The sequence below is a fragment of the Streptomyces sp. NPDC026589 genome (genome assembly GCF_040638385.1).
In the GTDB taxonomy this organism is placed as follows: Bacteria; Actinomycetota; Actinomycetes; order Streptomycetales; family Streptomycetaceae; genus Streptomyces.
Window position 1 is genome coordinate 23,293 of sequence record NZ_JBEZYG010000034.1, and the last position, 15,204, is coordinate 38,496.

Consider the following 15,204-nt stretch of genomic DNA (forward strand, 5'->3'; position numbering starts at 1 on the left):
CGCATGACCAGCACGATGAACAGCCCTGTCCGCCACCGTCAGCTCGGCGACCACACCTGGCAGGCCGACGCCGTCTGTCAGGGCACCGAGCACAACCCGGTGGACCCCGAAGTCTTCTTCCCCGAGCCCGACGAGACCGCCAAGATCGCCACGGCCAAGGCCCTGTGCGGCCAGTGCCCGGTCCGCCGAACCTGCCTGGACGCCGCTCTCGAAGGGGGTGACACCGACGGGATCCGAGGCGGCTTGACGGAAGAGGAGCGCGGGCCGCTGCACGAGAAGCTCGCCAGCCGCCTCGACTACAGTCGCGTCAACGCCACCATCGCCGGGCGCGACGTGCACCTCACCCATACGGAGCGCCGCGCGGTCGAGCACGCGGCCTACCGCCACGGGGTGAGCGAGCAGCGCCTGGCCTGGCTCCTGAAGGTCACCGAGGAGCACGCCAAGAAGCGATACCGCGAGATCCGGCGGGCCGAGCGCAACCGAACCCTGAACCAGCCCGCCACGAACACCCCGCCACCCGAGACCAGCGGCGAGCGCCTGCGCCGCGACGACTTCGGGACGGCGGCATGAGCACCGCGAGCGCGCCTAAGGCGGCGCACATATCCGGTTGGGACCGCACGGTGGTCATCGCTCTGGGTGGCGCGGGGTGCGCGCTGTCGTACGACGCCCTCCAGCAGATGGCCGTCGCCATCCACGTCCGGGGCCTGTTGACCTTCATCTTCCCGCTGGTGATCGATGGGTTCATCGCCTACGGCGTCCGCGCGCTCCTGGTCCTACGCGACGCCCCGCTGCGCGCCCGGCTCTACGTCTGGACGCTCGTCGGCACGGCCACCGCCGCCAGCATCTGGGCCAACGCGCTCCACGCGGTGCGGATCAACCAGGATGCGGTCGCCGGCACCGGCCTCCGGCTCGGAGACACGGTGGTCGCGGTGCTGTCCACCATCGCCCCGCTGGCCCTGGCCGGAGCTGTCCACCTCTACATCCTCATCGCCCGGGGGCCGGTCAAGGACAGTGACCGCGAGGACTTTGGTCAGGCCAACCGGAGCGGCGCAGAGGTCACCCGGACCGACCGGGTCGGTCAACAGCCGGAGGCCGGTCAGCCGGTCACGGCCCGGACCGACCGGCTGCCGCTCTCCCTGGACAAGCCGATCTCCGCCTCCCGGTCGCTGAGCGGGGACAGGGCTCCGGCGGACAGCAGCGCCCCGGTCACCGGTGACCGGAGTCAGCCGCACGAGGCCGCTGACCTGGCCGGACAGTCGGACACTGCGCGGCCGGTCACTGACCGCTCCGACGACACCACCTTGGTGACCGGTGACCTGGACAGCCCGGGGCCGGTCGCCGCCGCCCTACCGGTCACTCCGACGGTGACCGGCCCGTCGGCCACTGACCGCCAGGCCCGGACAGCCAGTGACCGGCGACCTGACCCGGACACCGAGGAGCTACTGAAGATCGCTCGGTCAGCGGTCAGGGCCGAGGACAAACTGACCCGCAAGGTGGTCGCCGAGGCGATCCGAGGTCAGCAGATCCCGCTCTCCAGCGACACCCTGACCACCCTGATGGCCCAGCTCCGCAAACAGCACGGTCAGCCGGTCAGTTCCGCCCGAACCTGATCGGACTTCACGGAGCGGGTGACCGAGCAGCTCACCCCGGCCGCCCCACCTTTCCCCCGAGCAGAAGCGGTGTACACCTGATGCGCACTCACCCGGCCACCCCCGCTGAAGTCGACTCCTGGCTGACCGTCCTGCACCAGCGCGGCCACCTCCACCGCGCTCAGTCCGGCCCCGACACCACCTGGATCGTGCAACGCGCGCAGAATGACCGGCCCTGGACCCTGCACCATCCGGTCCTGGCCATGGACTGGATCGCGGACCTCGTCCACGAAATCCAGCAGCAGGACCCGGAGACGAGCCGGTGAACACCAACGACCCGGTGGCCACCCCCGCTGGACAGCAGCGTGACCTCACCACGGCTCCTGGCGGAGCAAGCTATCGCGTACGACGGTCCTACGGCCCGTCGTACGCACTTGCCCCCGCCCAGGAGGGCGGGGGAAGCCCGGCTGGTCCCCGAGCGAGGGCGCACGGGGACCAGCCGGGCAACCGGCACCAGGGGGCGCCGGTCACGGGAGGAGAAGCCGACCGCGACGACCACCGCGAGCAGCCGAGCCCGAGCACGCCCACCTTCCCCGACCGCAAACCGCGCCGCCGCACCCGCAACCCCAGCGAGCGCACCCGTAAGACGACGACCCGCCTCTCCGACACCGAGAAAGCCGAGATCGCCGCCGCTGCCACGCAGCGCGGCATCACCGTCGCCCGCTTCCTCGCTGGTGCCGGCCTCGCCGCCGCCCGCGGTTCGACCGCCCTGCACACCAACGAACGCTGGGACGCGGCAATCGACGAACTCGCTGCGCTACGAACGGCCTTGGCCCGAATCGGCAACAACATCAACCAGATCGCCTACGTCTTCAATGCAGGCGGGCAGCCCCGCCCCGGCGAACTCGACCACGCGCTGAGCAGGCTCCTCCGGCTCCTCGCCCGCGTCGACGACGCGGCGAACAACTTGGTGAACAGGCGGCTGTGATGGTTCCCGACATCGGACGCGGCTCCCGGACCCACGGCTTGCTTGTCTACCTGTACGGCCCCGGGCGACGGGAGGAGCACACCGACGCCCACCTCGTCGGCTCGTGGGACGGCTTCGCCCCGGATCCCGGCCGCGACACCAGCCCCGATCCCGATCCGAAGGTCACCCTCGCCCGGCTCACCGCCGCCTTGGACCTGCGGGTCAAGCAGGCCGGAGACCGAGCGCCCGCCAAGCACGTCTGGCACTGCTCGGTCCGCACGGCCCCCGGGGACCGGCGGTTCTCCGACGAGGAGTGGAACGCCGTCGCCCAGCGCATCGTCCACGCCACCGGCATCGCACCGGACGGGGATCCCGACGGCTGCCGGTGGATCGCGGTCCGCCACGCGGCAGACCACATCCACATCGTCGCCACCCTCGTCCGAGGAGACCTGCGCAACCCACGCCTGAACTACGACTTCAACAAGGCCCAGGCCGAATGCCGCCGCATCGAAAAAGAGATGGGCCTGCGGCGCCTCAACGCCGGAGACGGCACCGCAGCGAAGAACCCCACCAGCGCCGAGAAGTTCAAAGCCGAACGCACCGGCCGCCCCGAAACCCCCCGGGAGACGCTCCGCGAAGCCGTACGCCGGGCCCTCGCCGGAGCTGAAGACGAGAAGGAGTTCTTCACCCGTCTCCACGAGGCCGGCCTACGGGTGAAAGTGCGCCACGCCCCATCCGGTGACGCGCTCGGCTACAACGTCGCCCTGCCCGGCGACCGCAACCGCGACGCCGAACCGGTCTGGTACCCCGGCTCCAAACTTTCCCCCGACCTGTCCCTCCCCAAGATCCGACGCAGGCTGGCCGACGGCACCGTCGAACACACGGCGACCCCGGCCTCGGGCGGACGAGCGGACTCGTCCCCACCTGCCCGAGAACGACGCAGCGCCACCGCCATCGCCGAACGTGCCACCGTCCTCCTCGACCAGGGTGACGACGGAGAAGCCGCCGCCCAGCTCGTCGGCGTCGGAGAACTCCTCGACGCCGTCGCACAGACCTCACCGGCCGCGACCCGCACCGAGCTGGCCGCCGCCGCCCGAACCTTCGAACGGGCGACCCGCAGCCACGTCCAGGCGGAACGCGCCGACACCCGAGCACTCCGCTCCGCCGCACGAGGAATCATCCGGGCCGGCGGCGCGCTCGGCCGGGGCGAGGACGGCGGCACCACCGCCATGCTCCTCTCCACCCTCGTCCTGGTCACCCTCGCCGCCGCCCACTGGCACTCCGCCCGGGGACATGCCCAGCAGGCCCACGCCTCCCGGCAGACCGCCGAGCACCTGCGCACCGCCTACCGACAGGCCGCCACCACCCCGATGCGAACACTGCACGAGCAAGGCCGCGCCCTCCCCGACGCCCAACGGCGGGCGTACGAGGCCACCATTCGCGCCGCCCTAACGAACCATGGCGTACGAGAGGACGGTGTACCGGCGAAGACCGACGCCCTGGCCGCCACCCTCGCCCAGGCCGAGCAGGCAGGCCACGACCCCGAAGCTCTCCTTCGTCAGGCCATCGACATGCGCGAACTCGACACCGCCACAGACGTCAATGACGTCCTGGTCTGGCGCCTGCGCCGCATCGCCCAGCTCCCCGCCCACCCGGGCGCGACTCCACGCCGCCCGAAGGACAGCACCAGCAACCCGAAATCCTCGGCCAACCGCACCAGCAACCGAACGACACCAGCGACCGGAGTTCGCCCCGTCGCCCCTACTCCACGAAACCGCCCACCACGCCGCTGACGAAGATCCGGCGGGCTGGCCATCGGCCCGCCGGACACCGAGAAGTCCCTGGACAACCGGTTCCACCGGCTGTTACGGATGGAAACAGAAGGACCTCGAACGGGAGATGACGCTCGTGCTCAGAACCACCGACCGACCCGCGGAGTCGACACCCGCGCAGCCGGTCCTCCCCGCCGGCACCGATCCCCTGCTGCAACTCGCATACGAGACGCAGCCGCCCAGCGGCCCCGGCGCGACGCGCTGCCTCAGCCACCCTCGCGAACTCGCCCTTCGCGGGATCCCGGTGACGTGCACTGCCTGCCGCGCCCGGCGCGACTGGCTGCTCATCAACCACGGGCGCGACGTCTGGGTCTGCTGCCGCTGCAGCAACCAGTGGCTCGAACCCGAGATCAGCCGCGCCGACTTCGACGCCCTAATCGCGATCCCGGACGGAACGATCTACTCCAGCGTCGAGCAGGGCCTGGCCGCCTTGGGGTTCGACGGGGCCTTCGCCGGCACGTACCTCGACTAGGCGAGCGCGAGCGCAGAACGAGAAGGGGCGACACCGACGGGTGTCGCCCCTTCTCGTCATAACTGGTCAGCTATCGATTCCGTCTCTCGGTAGCTGACCCCGGAAGCTGCAGCCAGGGCACTCGTCCTCGCCCTCAATATGGCCCTCGTACCATCCGTGGACAGCGGCGTGCAGGATCGCCTCCTCCACCGAGGCTTCACCGCTTCTGACCGACGCGATGGCGTTGCCGACGACCAGTCGGAGCACGGCGCTGTCCAGTGAGGGGAAGGGTGGCGATGGCGTGGGTGAGGCGGTCATGCCCTGAGCCTAGAGGCCCAACCTGCCCTATTCAGAGGAACCGGCGTTCGAGCGAAGCTCGCCGGAACTGGTCAAGCGGTAGATGCTGAGCCGAACTGCAGCAGGGCGAAGCCCCAGTTCGCTCGCGAGAACGTCGACGGGCTGGTGGGGAGACACTCGTAGTCGGTGGAGGACGGTGCGGTCGTTTGCGGCATCCTGGTACCGGCTGACGACGTAGGCACCGATGCCACCGGACGCCACGGCGAACAGAGCGACGCTGCAGACGGCGTAGTTGTCCTGGACAGCGGCGACGATGGCGGTGACCGCCCCGGCAGCGCTGAGCAGCGCCGAGCCTATGAACAGCCTGTTCATGAGCTTCCTCGTGCGGGAGACGGTGTTGAGCCAGAGGGAGACAGGCTGCCCAGGCTGTTCCGGTTCCGGTTCCGGGCGGTGCGGACGCTGATGCCCCGGTGGGCAGCGCCTCCTCAATATCCCCAGAGCCGCTTTTCGTCGGACATCGGATCCTCCATGTCGGTCAGGACGAGAGTACGCATCAGGTGGCTGGGCGTACGGCAAGGCCGCCCCTGCCTGATCGGCGTGGGGCGGCCTTCTGCGGTTCGGTCAGACGTGGGCGAGGCGGTGCGAGAGGTCGAGGGCGGCGGTCGCGACTGCGAGGGCGGCGCAGAGGCCGAGCACCTCGTGGAGGGTGGGGCGGACCAGGTGCGGCCAGTCGTCCGGGGCGGCGGGCCAGGAAGCGAGGTGCACCTCGGTGGTGGCCAGGCCCAGGTGGGCGGTGACGTCCCAACCTGTGTGGGAGGCGGGCTCCCAGTGCAGGCGCACGCGGCCCTGAGGGAGTCTCGGGGTACCGGCGGCGAGCCAGGAGATGTCGAGCGGCCCGTCGGGCAGGCCGGAGACGCGTTGGACGAGCGCACCGCGCACGTCGTCTGGCATCGGGCGTACGGCAAGGCGGTGCAGCGGAAGGGTCTGCGGTGAGCGGGATCGCGACGGGATATGAGCCTCCGAGGTGGTTCGTGTGACGGTCAGGCCCAGGCCAGGGCATCGCTGACGGAGGGCGGGAGGTAGTCCTCCTGGCCGTCGTCGGCGATGAACGCTTTGCCGTCCCGGACGACGATCTCGGCTCCCAGGTAGTGGGTGAAAGGAAAGTCGGGGTTGATGGCGAGGCGGATCGGCAGGCCGGGGTCCAGGTCTTGGAGCTGGCGAAGCAGGTGTCCGACGGTCAGGTAGTGGGGCAAGAGGACCTCCGAGAGCGGTACGGGATGAGGGGTCAGGATGCCGAGGGGGCGTTCTGCCCCTCGGCGTGGCTGGCGAGGTGCCGCTTGCGGCACTCGTTGACGTAGCCCTTGCCGGACTCCTCCTTCCTCCAGCCGCAGGAGCAGACGGCGCGGGTGTACGCGCGGCCGGGGCAGTCGGTGTGGAGTGGCTTGCCGGAGCTGGTGTGCTTGTGGTCCGCCGGGCAGAGAGTCCCGTCGGCGTGATGGTTGGTGAGCGGGGCGCGGAAGGTCATGGTGAGGCGGCTCCTCGTGGGAGGTGTAGACGGGCATCCGGAGTGACAGGTGTGGGGAGCGCGCCGTCATGCGAAGGCGTCGCGCCGCCGCTGGCGTGCCACGGCGCGATGGGCGGCCCGGTGACGGAGGAGTCAGTGGGCCAGCCGGTAGAGCCGGGCCGGAGTGGAGGGTCCGGTCTCCGCTATGACCAGGCCGTCGGTGATCAGGCGCTGAAGCGAGCTGGCGACGCGATCGTGGTTCAGCCCAGTAGCGGAACTGATCTTGGAGAGGGGTGCGTTGGGGTTCGCAGACAGGCAGGCGACGACACGGGTGTCGCGTCGGCGGAGGTAGTCCTGGAAGATCCCGGCGGTGTACACCAGCAACACCCCGCAGCAGACCTGAGGGATACCGCGCGAGGCCATGCCGGACCCCGCGATGGCGTCGTACGCCGCGAAGACGGCGGTGCCGGAGCCGACGATGTGGTTCGCGATTCTCACGAGGTCATCGGAGTAGAACGTCATTTCAACGCCTTTCGGTCAGGAAGAAGAGGATCGGCGGGTCTGCCGGGGTGGGCGGGTCGTTGTCGGCTCGCTCTGGTCGTTCGGCGGTCAGTGCGAGGAGTGGGCGACGAGGGCGGCGAGGAATCCGGCGACGGCTTCGGAGGGGGTGTGGATGCCGAACTCCTGAACCCACGGAGCGCCGTCGGCGGGCAGCACCTGGACGCGCCAGACGATGTCGCGCTTCCAGGCGGCGGGGTCTTCGGGGAGCCAGCCGACGTAGACGTGACCGTCCGGGCTGGTTGCGTGGACGTTGGCCTCCGGGGTGTCGACGACGGCCCAGCCGAGGCTGTTGAGGAGGTCGAGAACAGGGCCGGCGCAGTGGTCGGAGGAGAGCCAGCAGCGGTCTTCCTGGGCCGGGCGGACGACGGCGGGCAGGAGGGTGGCGGAGGTGGTCACCGTTGAACGATCCCTTCGTTGACCTGCGGTTTTCCCAACACCCGTACGTTGACATGAGGTGTGGCGGAGTACGTAGTCGATTCCCAGGAAGCGGCGTCTGCCGTGGGCGAACTGGCCGACGCCATCAGGGCCGTGCGCCGGGAATGGAACGGCGAAGGGAGTTGTCGTACTGGGGTTGCGGCAAAGGGCCGCACGGGGCCGAAGGGGGAGTAGGGATGGCGAAGCCGAGCAGACACGAGGTCGGGACCGGGCTGGAGCACAAGGTCCGCGCAGCCGGGCGACCGTGGACGGTGGGCGATATCGCGATGGTCGCCGATGGCCAGTGGGCTGTCGGCGTCCAGCCTGAGGCGCGGTGGGACGACGGCGAGGTGGTTCTGGACCGCAGCGCTGACGGATATCGCGTCGAGTTGACGGTGGAGGAGCTGGCCCGCGCGGTGGGCTCCGGCATCTGGATGCGCACGGTGGGCCAGAGCGATCCCGCCCACCGCGACGAGGACCACGACTGATCGATCAGCGACGTGGCCCCGGGCCAGGCGCCGGCGGCCCGACGACGGCCGAAGGAGCGGCCTGGGCCGGTACCTGGCCGAGGACGTGTTGATCGCCCCTGGAGCGGGCAACAGCGGCCTGAGCCAACCGGGTTGATGGGGCCCGGTCCGCCGTCGCGGCGGCTTCACGCGCCTGGACCACATGGCTGATCGCCTGAAGGGCCGTACGGCTTTCGGCTTGGGCGACGCGAAGGTCGGCTGCGGAGCTGGTGATGCGTTGCAGGTCGTAGAAGGCCGGTGCGTGGCCGGGACGGGTGAGGGCGTGCAGGCGCTCCTGGTGCACGGCCACGGAGCTGTCCGCGGTGACCAGGAGGGCCGAGCGGATGTGCATGACCGAGCGTAGGAGAGGGTCGGCGGTCGGGCGGCGGACCGCGATCGACTCCAGAGCTTCGATCGGACGGCCCCAGGCTTCCTCGATCATGGTTGTGGCCTGGTCGAGTGCGGTGGCGTCGGGCATGGCGGAACTCCCGGTATTCGAAGGGGGGAGAGGCGGTGTTCCGGAAGAGGAGCAGGGGTCAGCGGCTGCGGCGCGGGGGCGACGCGCTGGCCGACGGCCTGGCAGCGAGAGCAGGCGCGGGACTCCCGGACGGGTTCAGGGCCGAAGCCGACGTGCGGCTTCGGGCGGCCATGACCCTGAGGTCAGCGGCCGTCCGGGGGAATCGCGCGGCGCGTTGGACGGCCTGCGTGACAGCAGTGCGGCGTACGTCGAGGGGAGTGGGCGCCCGGGGAACCTGGGGCGTGCTCGGAGTGACGGTGGTGAGCGAGACCAGGTGTGCCACCTCACGGTGGATCTGGTGGCGCTCGCGTATCACCGGGGCTGGATCGGCCATGACGGCTGCCGTCGCGGCGATCAAGTGGGTGGGCGTACGGGCCGAGAAGATGGCCTCCGCACGGGTGCCCCAACCGGGTGGACCCGACCAGAGGGTGACGGCTTCGTCATCACGACGGGAGAGGCGGTTGTCGATGAGGACGCCTGCTTGTCCGTCCGGGGCGGTGATCTCGACGGTGCCGAGTTCGGCCCCGCCGTGGCGGGTCCAGCCGGCATCGGTCAGCGGCTGGACGGCGTCGGCCCAGCGGTATGAGGGGCTCGCCAGAAAGCGCCCGTTGCCCTCGTACGCATCGGCTTCGGCGTAGTCGTGAGCGAGAGCGGTGGTCAGCCCGGCGACGATCTCGGCCGGGGTGACATGGTTGAAGGTCGCTGTCCAGCGGGGTGAGGAGACGGCTTCCTCGGATGCGGCGATCTTCCACAGCTCGAAGTCGTCGCCGAACCAGCCGATACGGATCCTCTGGTCGGGCGACGTGACGAGGAGCTGGCAGGGACCGTCATCAAGGTAGTGGTGCGGCCAGTGAGCGACAGGGGCGAAGCCGGCGTCTCCGGCTCCGTTGGAACCGGCCAGGTACATCGGGCTGACCAGTACCTCCTGGTACAGATAGTTGTCGTTGGGCTGCTGGACGCTCATGGTCGAGACTCCGGGCACGTAGGAGGGGAACGCGCCCGCGTGCGCGGGAGGGTGAAGTGCTGGGGCGCACGCGGACGCGGTAGCAGCGGCGAGACGGCACTGGCTCTCAGCACCACCACCCGGCTCACCGCCCCCGGCCCGGGGCCGACCGGGCGGTGACAGCCGCCGACACCCGCGGTTGCGGCTGCGTCGCGTGGCTGAACAGGTCGTTCGGCGCGGCGGCACTCCGGCGCAGGGCCGCTGCGGTCCGGGCACCGTCCCCCGTCAGCGGGACATTCGTGTGAGTCCGCGTGGCCGCCGCGACGTGGACGGGGCTCGACGAGGTCTTGAGCGCGGTGAAGGGTTCGCTCCAGTGCTCAATGGTTGCGTAGACGGCCCCCAGCGACTGGCCGGCATCGGTCAGGACGTAGGGGGCGCCGTGGTGCGAACCGGCGCGTCCGACTAGGCCGTCGGCCTGCATCCGCAGAAGCCGTTGCCGGGCGGAGGGTCGGTCCACGCCGATCTCCTCGGCGATGTGACTGAACCGCAGAGGGCCGTTGGTGCCGAGGGCCTGGATAACGCCGGTCGTGTGCCGAAGGTTTAGACGGCCCAGAGCGTCCTCGACGCGTTCGGCTTCGGCCATCGTCTGGAGCGGCAAGTGGGCCCGGGACCAGTCCGACAAGGTGTGGTGCACGGGGGCGAGTGATTCGCCGAGCGCGCTGAGCTGGTAGGTGCCCCGACGACGGACATCGGAACGGGTGATCAAGCCGTCGGCGTGCATGTACATCAGCCGCTGGCTTACTGACTGCTCGCCGACGAAGGGGAGCTGGGCGGCGATCTCGCGCACCCGCATGGGGCGGTTTTCCTGGGCGAGGATCATCGTCGACCAGGTGGTCCACTTTGGCCCGATCCGGGCAATCGCGTGGTCGATGCGCTGAGGGTCGACCGAGTCGAAGGAGAAGGCGGGGGGCTGCGTGGGGCTGGGCATGAGTGCGTTCTCTCCGGTAGGGGTCATCGTGAGCGGGGGTGGGAAGCCGTGCTGGAGATACCGGCGGTGGGGGCTGCAGCTGGGCGGGCAGGGCGGCCAAGGTTCGCCGGGGCACCGCTGCGGCCGAGGGCAGCGGCCACACGCGACGTCGCCGTACGAGCCGCACCAAGGGCGGCCTCGCCGCGGGACGTGAGCGAGAGGAGTTGCCCCGGCCGGTACGGGCTCTCGCTGGTGTCCTGGTGCAGTAGCCCGTCGGCGATCATCCGCCGGACGGTCGAGGGCAGCACCTGGGGACGTCGGCCCGTCCCGTCAGAGAGGAAGGGCTCCTCACCGAGCGCGGTCCGGCACAGGCGTAGATCGCCAAGTTCGACCACTTCGAGCGCCTTGATCTGGCGCTTCACCTCTATCGCCCAGTCGTCGTCCCGGCCGACACGCTGTTCCCGGTTCTCCTCGTGGGCCTTCGTCGCCGAGGGCTCGGTATCCGGACCGGGGAGAAGGCGCTGGTACGCGGAGACGGCCTCGATGAGCTGGTCGTATGCCCGATCCTGCTTGGTGAGGAGTTCTCCGAGCTTCGGGACCGATGTTCGCAGGAACGCGTACGAAGTGCGGGCCCTGCCGAGTTCGCCGCGCCCGATGGATTCGAGGAGCGGGAAGGCATCCCTGGCCGCAACCGTCACCCGGTCGTGCTGCTCGTTCAGCTCGTACGCGGACGTGATCACCCGAGTCGAGGCTCGGTACAGCGGATCGGCAGGACGATACGTGGTGTTGAGCATGTTGACGTTCGAGATACCGAGCGCGTCGGCGACGAAGTGCGTACCGGGCTCGGTGTTCGGGTCGTAGGGGTTCACTTGGCCGTCTCCATCCGGGCGAGCAGGGAGCGGACCAGGGTGGGAAGGCTGTCGGGACCGTCGCCGAGCCGGACGTGGTCAGTCACCTCGTCGAGGACGTACGTGGCGTCTTCGAGAAGGCCGCCGGAGATTTCCATACAGGCGTCGGTGATCCGGGAGGCAGCGAGCAAGGACTCGGAGAGCACCTCGACGTAGTCGTCCGGCGCGAGACCGGCGGCGTCGGCCGCAGTACGGATCGCCTCCAACTCCAGCGCGCTGAAACTGAAGTCGAAGTCATGGCCCTGCTTCATGCTGGCCGGGGCGGAGAAGGCGGAGTCCGGTGGCTCCGTGGGGATGCCGACGCGTGTGCAGACCCGGTCGACCGAAGCGGTCAGCTCGGCCAGGGACTCGGTGAGCCATCCCAGGGCGGAGGCGTAGGAGGCCAGGGTGAAGAGACCTGCCGGTGTCGTGGGGAGCGGATCGTCGGCCACGAACTCTTCGAGCCGGTCGTTCAGCTCGCAGATCACCTGGGGCCCGGCAGACAGAGCACCGAGTACGGGATGCAGGTAGGAGCGGCTGGCGGCCGTCGGATAGTCGGCGGTGAGGATCCCGGAGACGCGGTGCGCAGCATCGGTGAGCAGGCTCGCCAGTTCGGTACGCGTGAGCGGGGCGTGATCGGATGTCATCGCTGGGGAGCCTTTCGAGAGGCAGCGGCCGGAGACTGGACTGCTGCTGGAGAGGTCGACGGAGCAGCCGTTGACTGGATCGCAAGGGGCGAGCGGGCGCGGGCGGCCTGCACCCGGGCCGCCGTACGGGAGTCCGCCTCGGTACCTCGCTCAGGGCCGGTACGGAGGTGAGCGGAGCGGTAGACCGCGTAGTCCTTCCGGCTTCCGGCGGCAACGAGGTAGACCTCGCGCTTGTGGTTCGAGCTGGGCGGGGCCGGGCGGAACTGGATGACCATCCGGTAGGCGACGGACGGATCCACGTACACCTTGTGGTATCCGGCGAGACGCCCCTTCAGGGGTAGGCAGTCGTCGCTTCCGTGGACCAGGTTCTGCAGCTCCAGCAGCGCCAGATCACGGATGCGATCGGGGAGGTTCCGCAGATCCTCAATGGCGTCGGGATGCGCCGCGAAGGCGAAGCGTGCGCTCACAGCAGCCTCCCCTGTACCGAACGCTGTACCGGTACGGCTGCCGCGGACTGGTGGGCTCCAGGGGCGGTCTTCGGTATCTCGGAGCTGCCGGCCGAGCGGGCGAGGGCGGCACGGGTCCGGAGAGCGGCAGTTTCACCGAGGTGGTCCGGTGGCTGCGGCAGCGGGGTGCTGCGGTCGTCCAGCCAGCGGAGAGCGGTCTCCTCATCGGGGAAGGTGCCCTCGCGCAGCGTGTACGTGTGGGCGTTGGAGTCCCCCTCTTCGAGGAAGAGGCGAACGGGTGCCTGAGCGGCCTCACCGTCACGGGTCAACGTCCATGCTTCGCACGGGTCGTAGTCTGAGGTCTGGCTCTCGATGACCTCGTACCGCGTGCCTGACTCCCGGATCTGTGCCTCGATACGAACGGTGAGATCGTCGGCGGGAGTGGAGAATCCGGCGCCTACTTCGGTGATCTGCTCGGGTGGGCAGCCGTGCTCGATCAACCAGTTCTGGGCGAAGGGGACCGTGGCGTGGTAGGCCGTCTCCATGGTGAACGTGTTGAGGCTGAGATCCCGCGCCACCTTGATCGCGGCTACCTGCGGCTCGCCGGGGACACCCCACGTGACCGACCCGTCGTGAGCGACGACGTAGGAGTGTGAGCCGTGAGGAGCGGTGTGGTGCTCGGTCAGGACCGTCAGGTCGCCTGACCAGAACTGTTGCTCCGCGTACTCGGAGTCAGCGTCGGCGGGTGCAAGATCGTCGAGGTGAAAGTCGAGTTCCGTGCTCATTCCGTCGCTCCCGATTGTTCGGGCGCCGGGGTGACCAGCACTCGGTGGTTCGGCCGGGTCGGGCTCGTCGTACACGCGGCGAAGGGGCCGTCGGGGGCCCGGAGGTGGACCAGCGCCTGGTCCAGGTGGTCGCGGTGCCAGGTCGAAGGACCTGACAGGCCGGCCTCGGTATCAGTGAGCTGCTGCCACGCGAGCCAGAGCGCGTGCAGCCGGGCGACGGCCTCCGGGTGTTTGTCCCACCGCGCGCACCACGGACGGGAGGAGCTGATCTCTCGGCCGTAGACGGGGAGGAAGAGGTAGTTCACCCAGTCGCTGAGTGCGGTGAGTTCGGCGGCGTACGCTTCCCCGCCCAGGGCGAGGATGAACACCGAGGCGGGGCCCTCCCCCTGCGCGGCGTCGGCCGCCTCGGCTTCCGGAAGGTCATCCGTGTGCTGGCTGGCAACGGGTACGGGGTCGGAGCCGAGGCGGTCGAGGAGGGCGCCGTGCTGCCTGACCTCGGCCATGGTCTTGGCGAGGGTGCTGGCAAGGTCGTCGAGATCCCCGTCGGGGATGCGGAACGGCTCGGGGCTGGGGGTGGTCGGGTTGGTGTCGGACATCGGGGCGTGCTCCATCTGTGAGACGGCGACATGCCCGAGAGGATCCGGAGAATCCGCAGTTTGGCGCGGCCGGAAAGGTCCGGTAGTAGGGGGCTATCCGCCCGCGCAGCGAGGACAGCGAGGGAAGGGCGGTGCCATCAACTGCATTGCCCGAGTCGCTTGTTGAGGGACGACGCCGTTGCCGAGCGCGGTGAGCTGCGCCGGTCGTCCGAGTCCCGGCGTGGCGGTGACCCAGCCGTCGTCGAGGCCCTGCATCCATTCCACGAAGTCGGCACGGAGCCGACCGGCCGCATCGGTGGGCTCGGGGACGGGACGGGTGAGCATCTCCCATCGGGTGATCGCTGCTGCGTACGGCCCCCATCGCCGGTCCGCTCCGCGGACTCCGTCGACTCCTCCGTCCAGAGCGGCAGGACCACCGCCGACAAGGGAGGACGCCACCCCTTCCCCGGGCGGCGGCCCGGAGTCCCCGTGTCGCTGGCCCTCGGCGTGGGCAGCAGCGACGCCGCCGCACTGGGCAGGGTCATGTCCCCGTTGCCGTGCCGCTGGTGCGGCGAGCCCTTGATTCCGTCCGACGCCTTCGGGGTCGGCAACAGCAGCCACTCGACCTCGTCGGCCAGGTTCGGACCGTGCCCCCCGCTCTTCCGCTTCGACGGATGCTGCGAGCCGCCGTTCTTCCCGATGTTGCTGGTCGGCGTCTTCAGCAGGGTCTCCGGTGGGCCAGGCGGCGAGGAAGGTCCGTTCGCGGCGGTGCGGGGCCCCGACGTCGGAGGCACGAAGCACGAGCCACTTCGCGTCGTACCCGAGGTCGGCCAGGGATCCGAGTACGGCACCGAGTGCCCGCAGAGGAGGCTGACCTGCGGTGTCTCCCAGACACCACGGGCAGAATTCCACGTCGCCAGGGGAACCGGCGGGTGAGGTGAGGAGGCCGCGCACATTCTCGATCACAACCAGGCAGGGTCGGAGGGCATTGACCGCACGGGCGACGTGCAGCCAGAGCCCGGAGCGGGTCTGGGCGTTGAGTCCGGCCCGGCGGCCAGCAACGGAGACGTCTTTGACAGGGGAAGCCGGCCGTCAGGACACACACCCGGGGAACGAGGGACCAGTCGACGGCTGTGATGTCGCCCAGGTTCGGGACGCCCGGCCAGTGGCGGGCCAGGATGCGCGAGGCGTTCGGATCAACCTCGGCGTGCCAGGCCAGCGTCCCGCCGAGGGCGGACTGCACGCCCAGGTCCAGCCCTCCGTACCCCGAGCAGAGCGAGCCGATGAGCGGAGGGCGCACGATGGTGGTCCCCATG

Annotated in this window: 22 protein-coding genes and 1 pseudogene; 7 read left to right on the plus strand and 16 right to left on the minus strand. The window is 69.9% G+C overall.

Translation table 11 applies throughout. The annotated features are described in order from the left end of the window. Positions 1-3: 3 nt before the first annotated feature. From AB0F29_RS37375 to AB0F29_RS37400, 6 genes are all read left to right on the plus strand, one after another. On the plus strand, positions 4-570 hold the full coding sequence (locus AB0F29_RS37375; RefSeq protein WP_361882198.1) for a WhiB family transcriptional regulator: 567 nt from the start codon (positions 4-6) through the stop codon (positions 568-570). Continuing rightward, complete coding sequence (locus AB0F29_RS37380) at positions 567-1,610, plus strand: DUF2637 domain-containing protein (RefSeq protein ID WP_361882201.1); 1,044 nt, start codon at positions 567-569, stop codon at positions 1,608-1,610. Before AB0F29_RS37375 ends, AB0F29_RS37380 begins: the two co-directional genes overlap by 4 nt. 80 nt (positions 1,611-1,690) lie before the next feature. Next, positions 1,691-1,915 carry a hypothetical protein gene (locus AB0F29_RS37385; protein ID WP_361882204.1) on the plus strand — a complete coding sequence of 75 codons (225 nt, stop codon included), beginning with the start codon at positions 1,691-1,693 and terminating at the stop codon, positions 1,913-1,915. Next, a complete protein-coding gene (gene mobC, locus AB0F29_RS37390) occupies positions 1,912-2,577 on the plus strand; it encodes a plasmid mobilization relaxosome protein MobC (RefSeq protein ID WP_361882207.1) in 666 nt (221 codons plus the stop codon). Before AB0F29_RS37385 ends, mobC begins: the two co-directional genes overlap by 4 nt. Further along, positions 2,577-4,349 (plus strand): relaxase/mobilization nuclease domain-containing protein, encoded by a 1,773-nt coding sequence (locus AB0F29_RS37395; RefSeq protein ID WP_361882210.1) that lies wholly within the window; start codon positions 2,577-2,579, stop codon positions 4,347-4,349. Before mobC ends, AB0F29_RS37395 begins: the two co-directional genes overlap by 1 nt. A 106-nt stretch (positions 4,350-4,455) precedes the next feature. After that, positions 4,456-4,860 carry a hypothetical protein gene (locus tag AB0F29_RS37400; RefSeq protein ID WP_361882213.1) on the plus strand — a complete coding sequence of 135 codons (405 nt, stop codon included), beginning with the start codon at positions 4,456-4,458 and terminating at the stop codon, positions 4,858-4,860. A gap of 324 nt (positions 4,861-5,184) precedes the next feature. Here AB0F29_RS37400 and AB0F29_RS37405 read toward each other — a convergent pair whose 3' ends face one another. The 6 genes from AB0F29_RS37405 to AB0F29_RS37430 all read right to left on the minus strand — a co-directional run bounded on the left by AB0F29_RS37405 (position 5,185) and on the right by AB0F29_RS37430 (position 7,597). After that, positions 5,185-5,508 (minus strand): hypothetical protein, encoded by a 324-nt coding sequence (locus tag AB0F29_RS37405; RefSeq protein ID WP_266399208.1) that lies wholly within the window; start codon positions 5,506-5,508, stop codon positions 5,185-5,187. Between the two features lie 249 nt (positions 5,509-5,757). Then, positions 5,758-6,087: an esterase gene (locus AB0F29_RS37410; RefSeq protein ID WP_266399211.1), complete on the minus strand. Its 330-nt coding sequence runs from the start codon at positions 6,085-6,087 to the stop codon at positions 5,758-5,760. 89 nt (positions 6,088-6,176) lie between these two features. Then, a complete protein-coding gene (locus tag AB0F29_RS37415; RefSeq protein ID WP_032786095.1) occupies positions 6,177-6,389 on the minus strand; it encodes a hypothetical protein in 213 nt (70 codons plus the stop codon). Positions 6,390-6,421: 32 nt separating this feature from the next. Beyond that, entirely contained in the window at positions 6,422-6,661 is a 240-nt protein-coding gene (locus AB0F29_RS37420) for a hypothetical protein (protein ID WP_266399217.1), read from the minus strand. 132 nt (positions 6,662-6,793) lie between these two features. Next, positions 6,794-7,138, minus strand: coding sequence for a winged helix-turn-helix domain-containing protein (locus AB0F29_RS37425; RefSeq protein WP_266399220.1), 345 nt, complete (start codon positions 7,136-7,138; stop codon positions 6,794-6,796). Positions 7,139-7,249: 111 nt separating this feature from the next. Then, positions 7,250-7,597, minus strand: coding sequence for a DUF317 domain-containing protein (locus AB0F29_RS37430; RefSeq protein ID WP_266399223.1), 348 nt, complete (start codon positions 7,595-7,597; stop codon positions 7,250-7,252). Positions 7,598-7,812: 215 nt separating this feature from the next. On the opposite strand from AB0F29_RS37430, the gene AB0F29_RS37435 reads away from it, so the two are divergent. Continuing rightward, positions 7,813-8,103: a hypothetical protein gene (locus AB0F29_RS37435; RefSeq protein ID WP_266399226.1), complete on the plus strand. Its 291-nt coding sequence runs from the start codon at positions 7,813-7,815 to the stop codon at positions 8,101-8,103. A gap of 4 nt (positions 8,104-8,107) precedes the next feature. Here the strand turns inward: AB0F29_RS37435 and AB0F29_RS37440 are convergent, their stop codons facing one another. The 10 genes and pseudogenes from AB0F29_RS37440 to AB0F29_RS37485 form a co-directional block, all read right to left on the minus strand. Beyond that, positions 8,108-8,599, minus strand: a complete 492-nt coding sequence (locus tag AB0F29_RS37440) for a hypothetical protein (protein WP_361882220.1) — start codon at positions 8,597-8,599, stop codon at positions 8,108-8,110. A gap of 58 nt (positions 8,600-8,657) precedes the next feature. Continuing rightward, a complete protein-coding gene (locus tag AB0F29_RS37445; RefSeq protein ID WP_361882223.1) occupies positions 8,658-9,602 on the minus strand; it encodes a DUF317 domain-containing protein in 945 nt (314 codons plus the stop codon). A gap of 124 nt (positions 9,603-9,726) precedes the next feature. Next, the gene (locus AB0F29_RS37450; RefSeq protein WP_361882225.1) at positions 9,727-10,569 is read right to left on the minus strand and encodes a winged helix-turn-helix transcriptional regulator; all 843 of its coding nucleotides are present in this window, start codon (positions 10,567-10,569) and stop codon (positions 9,727-9,729) included. Positions 10,570-10,592: 23 nt separating this feature from the next. After that, on the minus strand, positions 10,593-11,417 hold the full coding sequence (locus AB0F29_RS37455; RefSeq protein WP_361882228.1) for a large ATP-binding protein: 825 nt from the start codon (positions 11,415-11,417) through the stop codon (positions 10,593-10,595). Continuing rightward, on the minus strand, positions 11,414-12,082 hold the full coding sequence (locus tag AB0F29_RS37460) for a hypothetical protein (RefSeq protein ID WP_361882230.1): 669 nt from the start codon (positions 12,080-12,082) through the stop codon (positions 11,414-11,416). The genes AB0F29_RS37455 and AB0F29_RS37460 overlap by 4 nt, the downstream gene beginning before the upstream one ends. Next, on the minus strand, positions 12,079-12,549 hold the full coding sequence (locus tag AB0F29_RS37465) for a hypothetical protein (RefSeq protein WP_266399237.1): 471 nt from the start codon (positions 12,547-12,549) through the stop codon (positions 12,079-12,081). Before AB0F29_RS37465 ends, AB0F29_RS37460 begins: the two co-directional genes overlap by 4 nt. Continuing rightward, positions 12,546-13,313 (minus strand): glycosyl hydrolase, encoded by a 768-nt coding sequence (locus AB0F29_RS37470; protein WP_361882233.1) that lies wholly within the window; start codon positions 13,311-13,313, stop codon positions 12,546-12,548. The genes AB0F29_RS37465 and AB0F29_RS37470 overlap by 4 nt, the downstream gene beginning before the upstream one ends. Further along, a complete protein-coding gene (locus tag AB0F29_RS37475; protein ID WP_361882235.1) occupies positions 13,310-13,909 on the minus strand; it encodes a DUF4913 domain-containing protein in 600 nt (199 codons plus the stop codon). Before AB0F29_RS37475 ends, AB0F29_RS37470 begins: the two co-directional genes overlap by 4 nt. 93 nt (positions 13,910-14,002) lie before the next feature. Next, positions 14,003-14,899 (minus strand): DNA cytosine methyltransferase, encoded by an 897-nt coding sequence (locus AB0F29_RS37480; protein ID WP_361882282.1) that lies wholly within the window; start codon positions 14,897-14,899, stop codon positions 14,003-14,005. 121 nt (positions 14,900-15,020) lie between these two features. Next, positions 15,021-15,203: pseudogene (locus AB0F29_RS37485) on the minus strand (DNA cytosine methyltransferase); the annotation flags it as partial. Position 15,204: the final 1 nt, after the last annotated feature.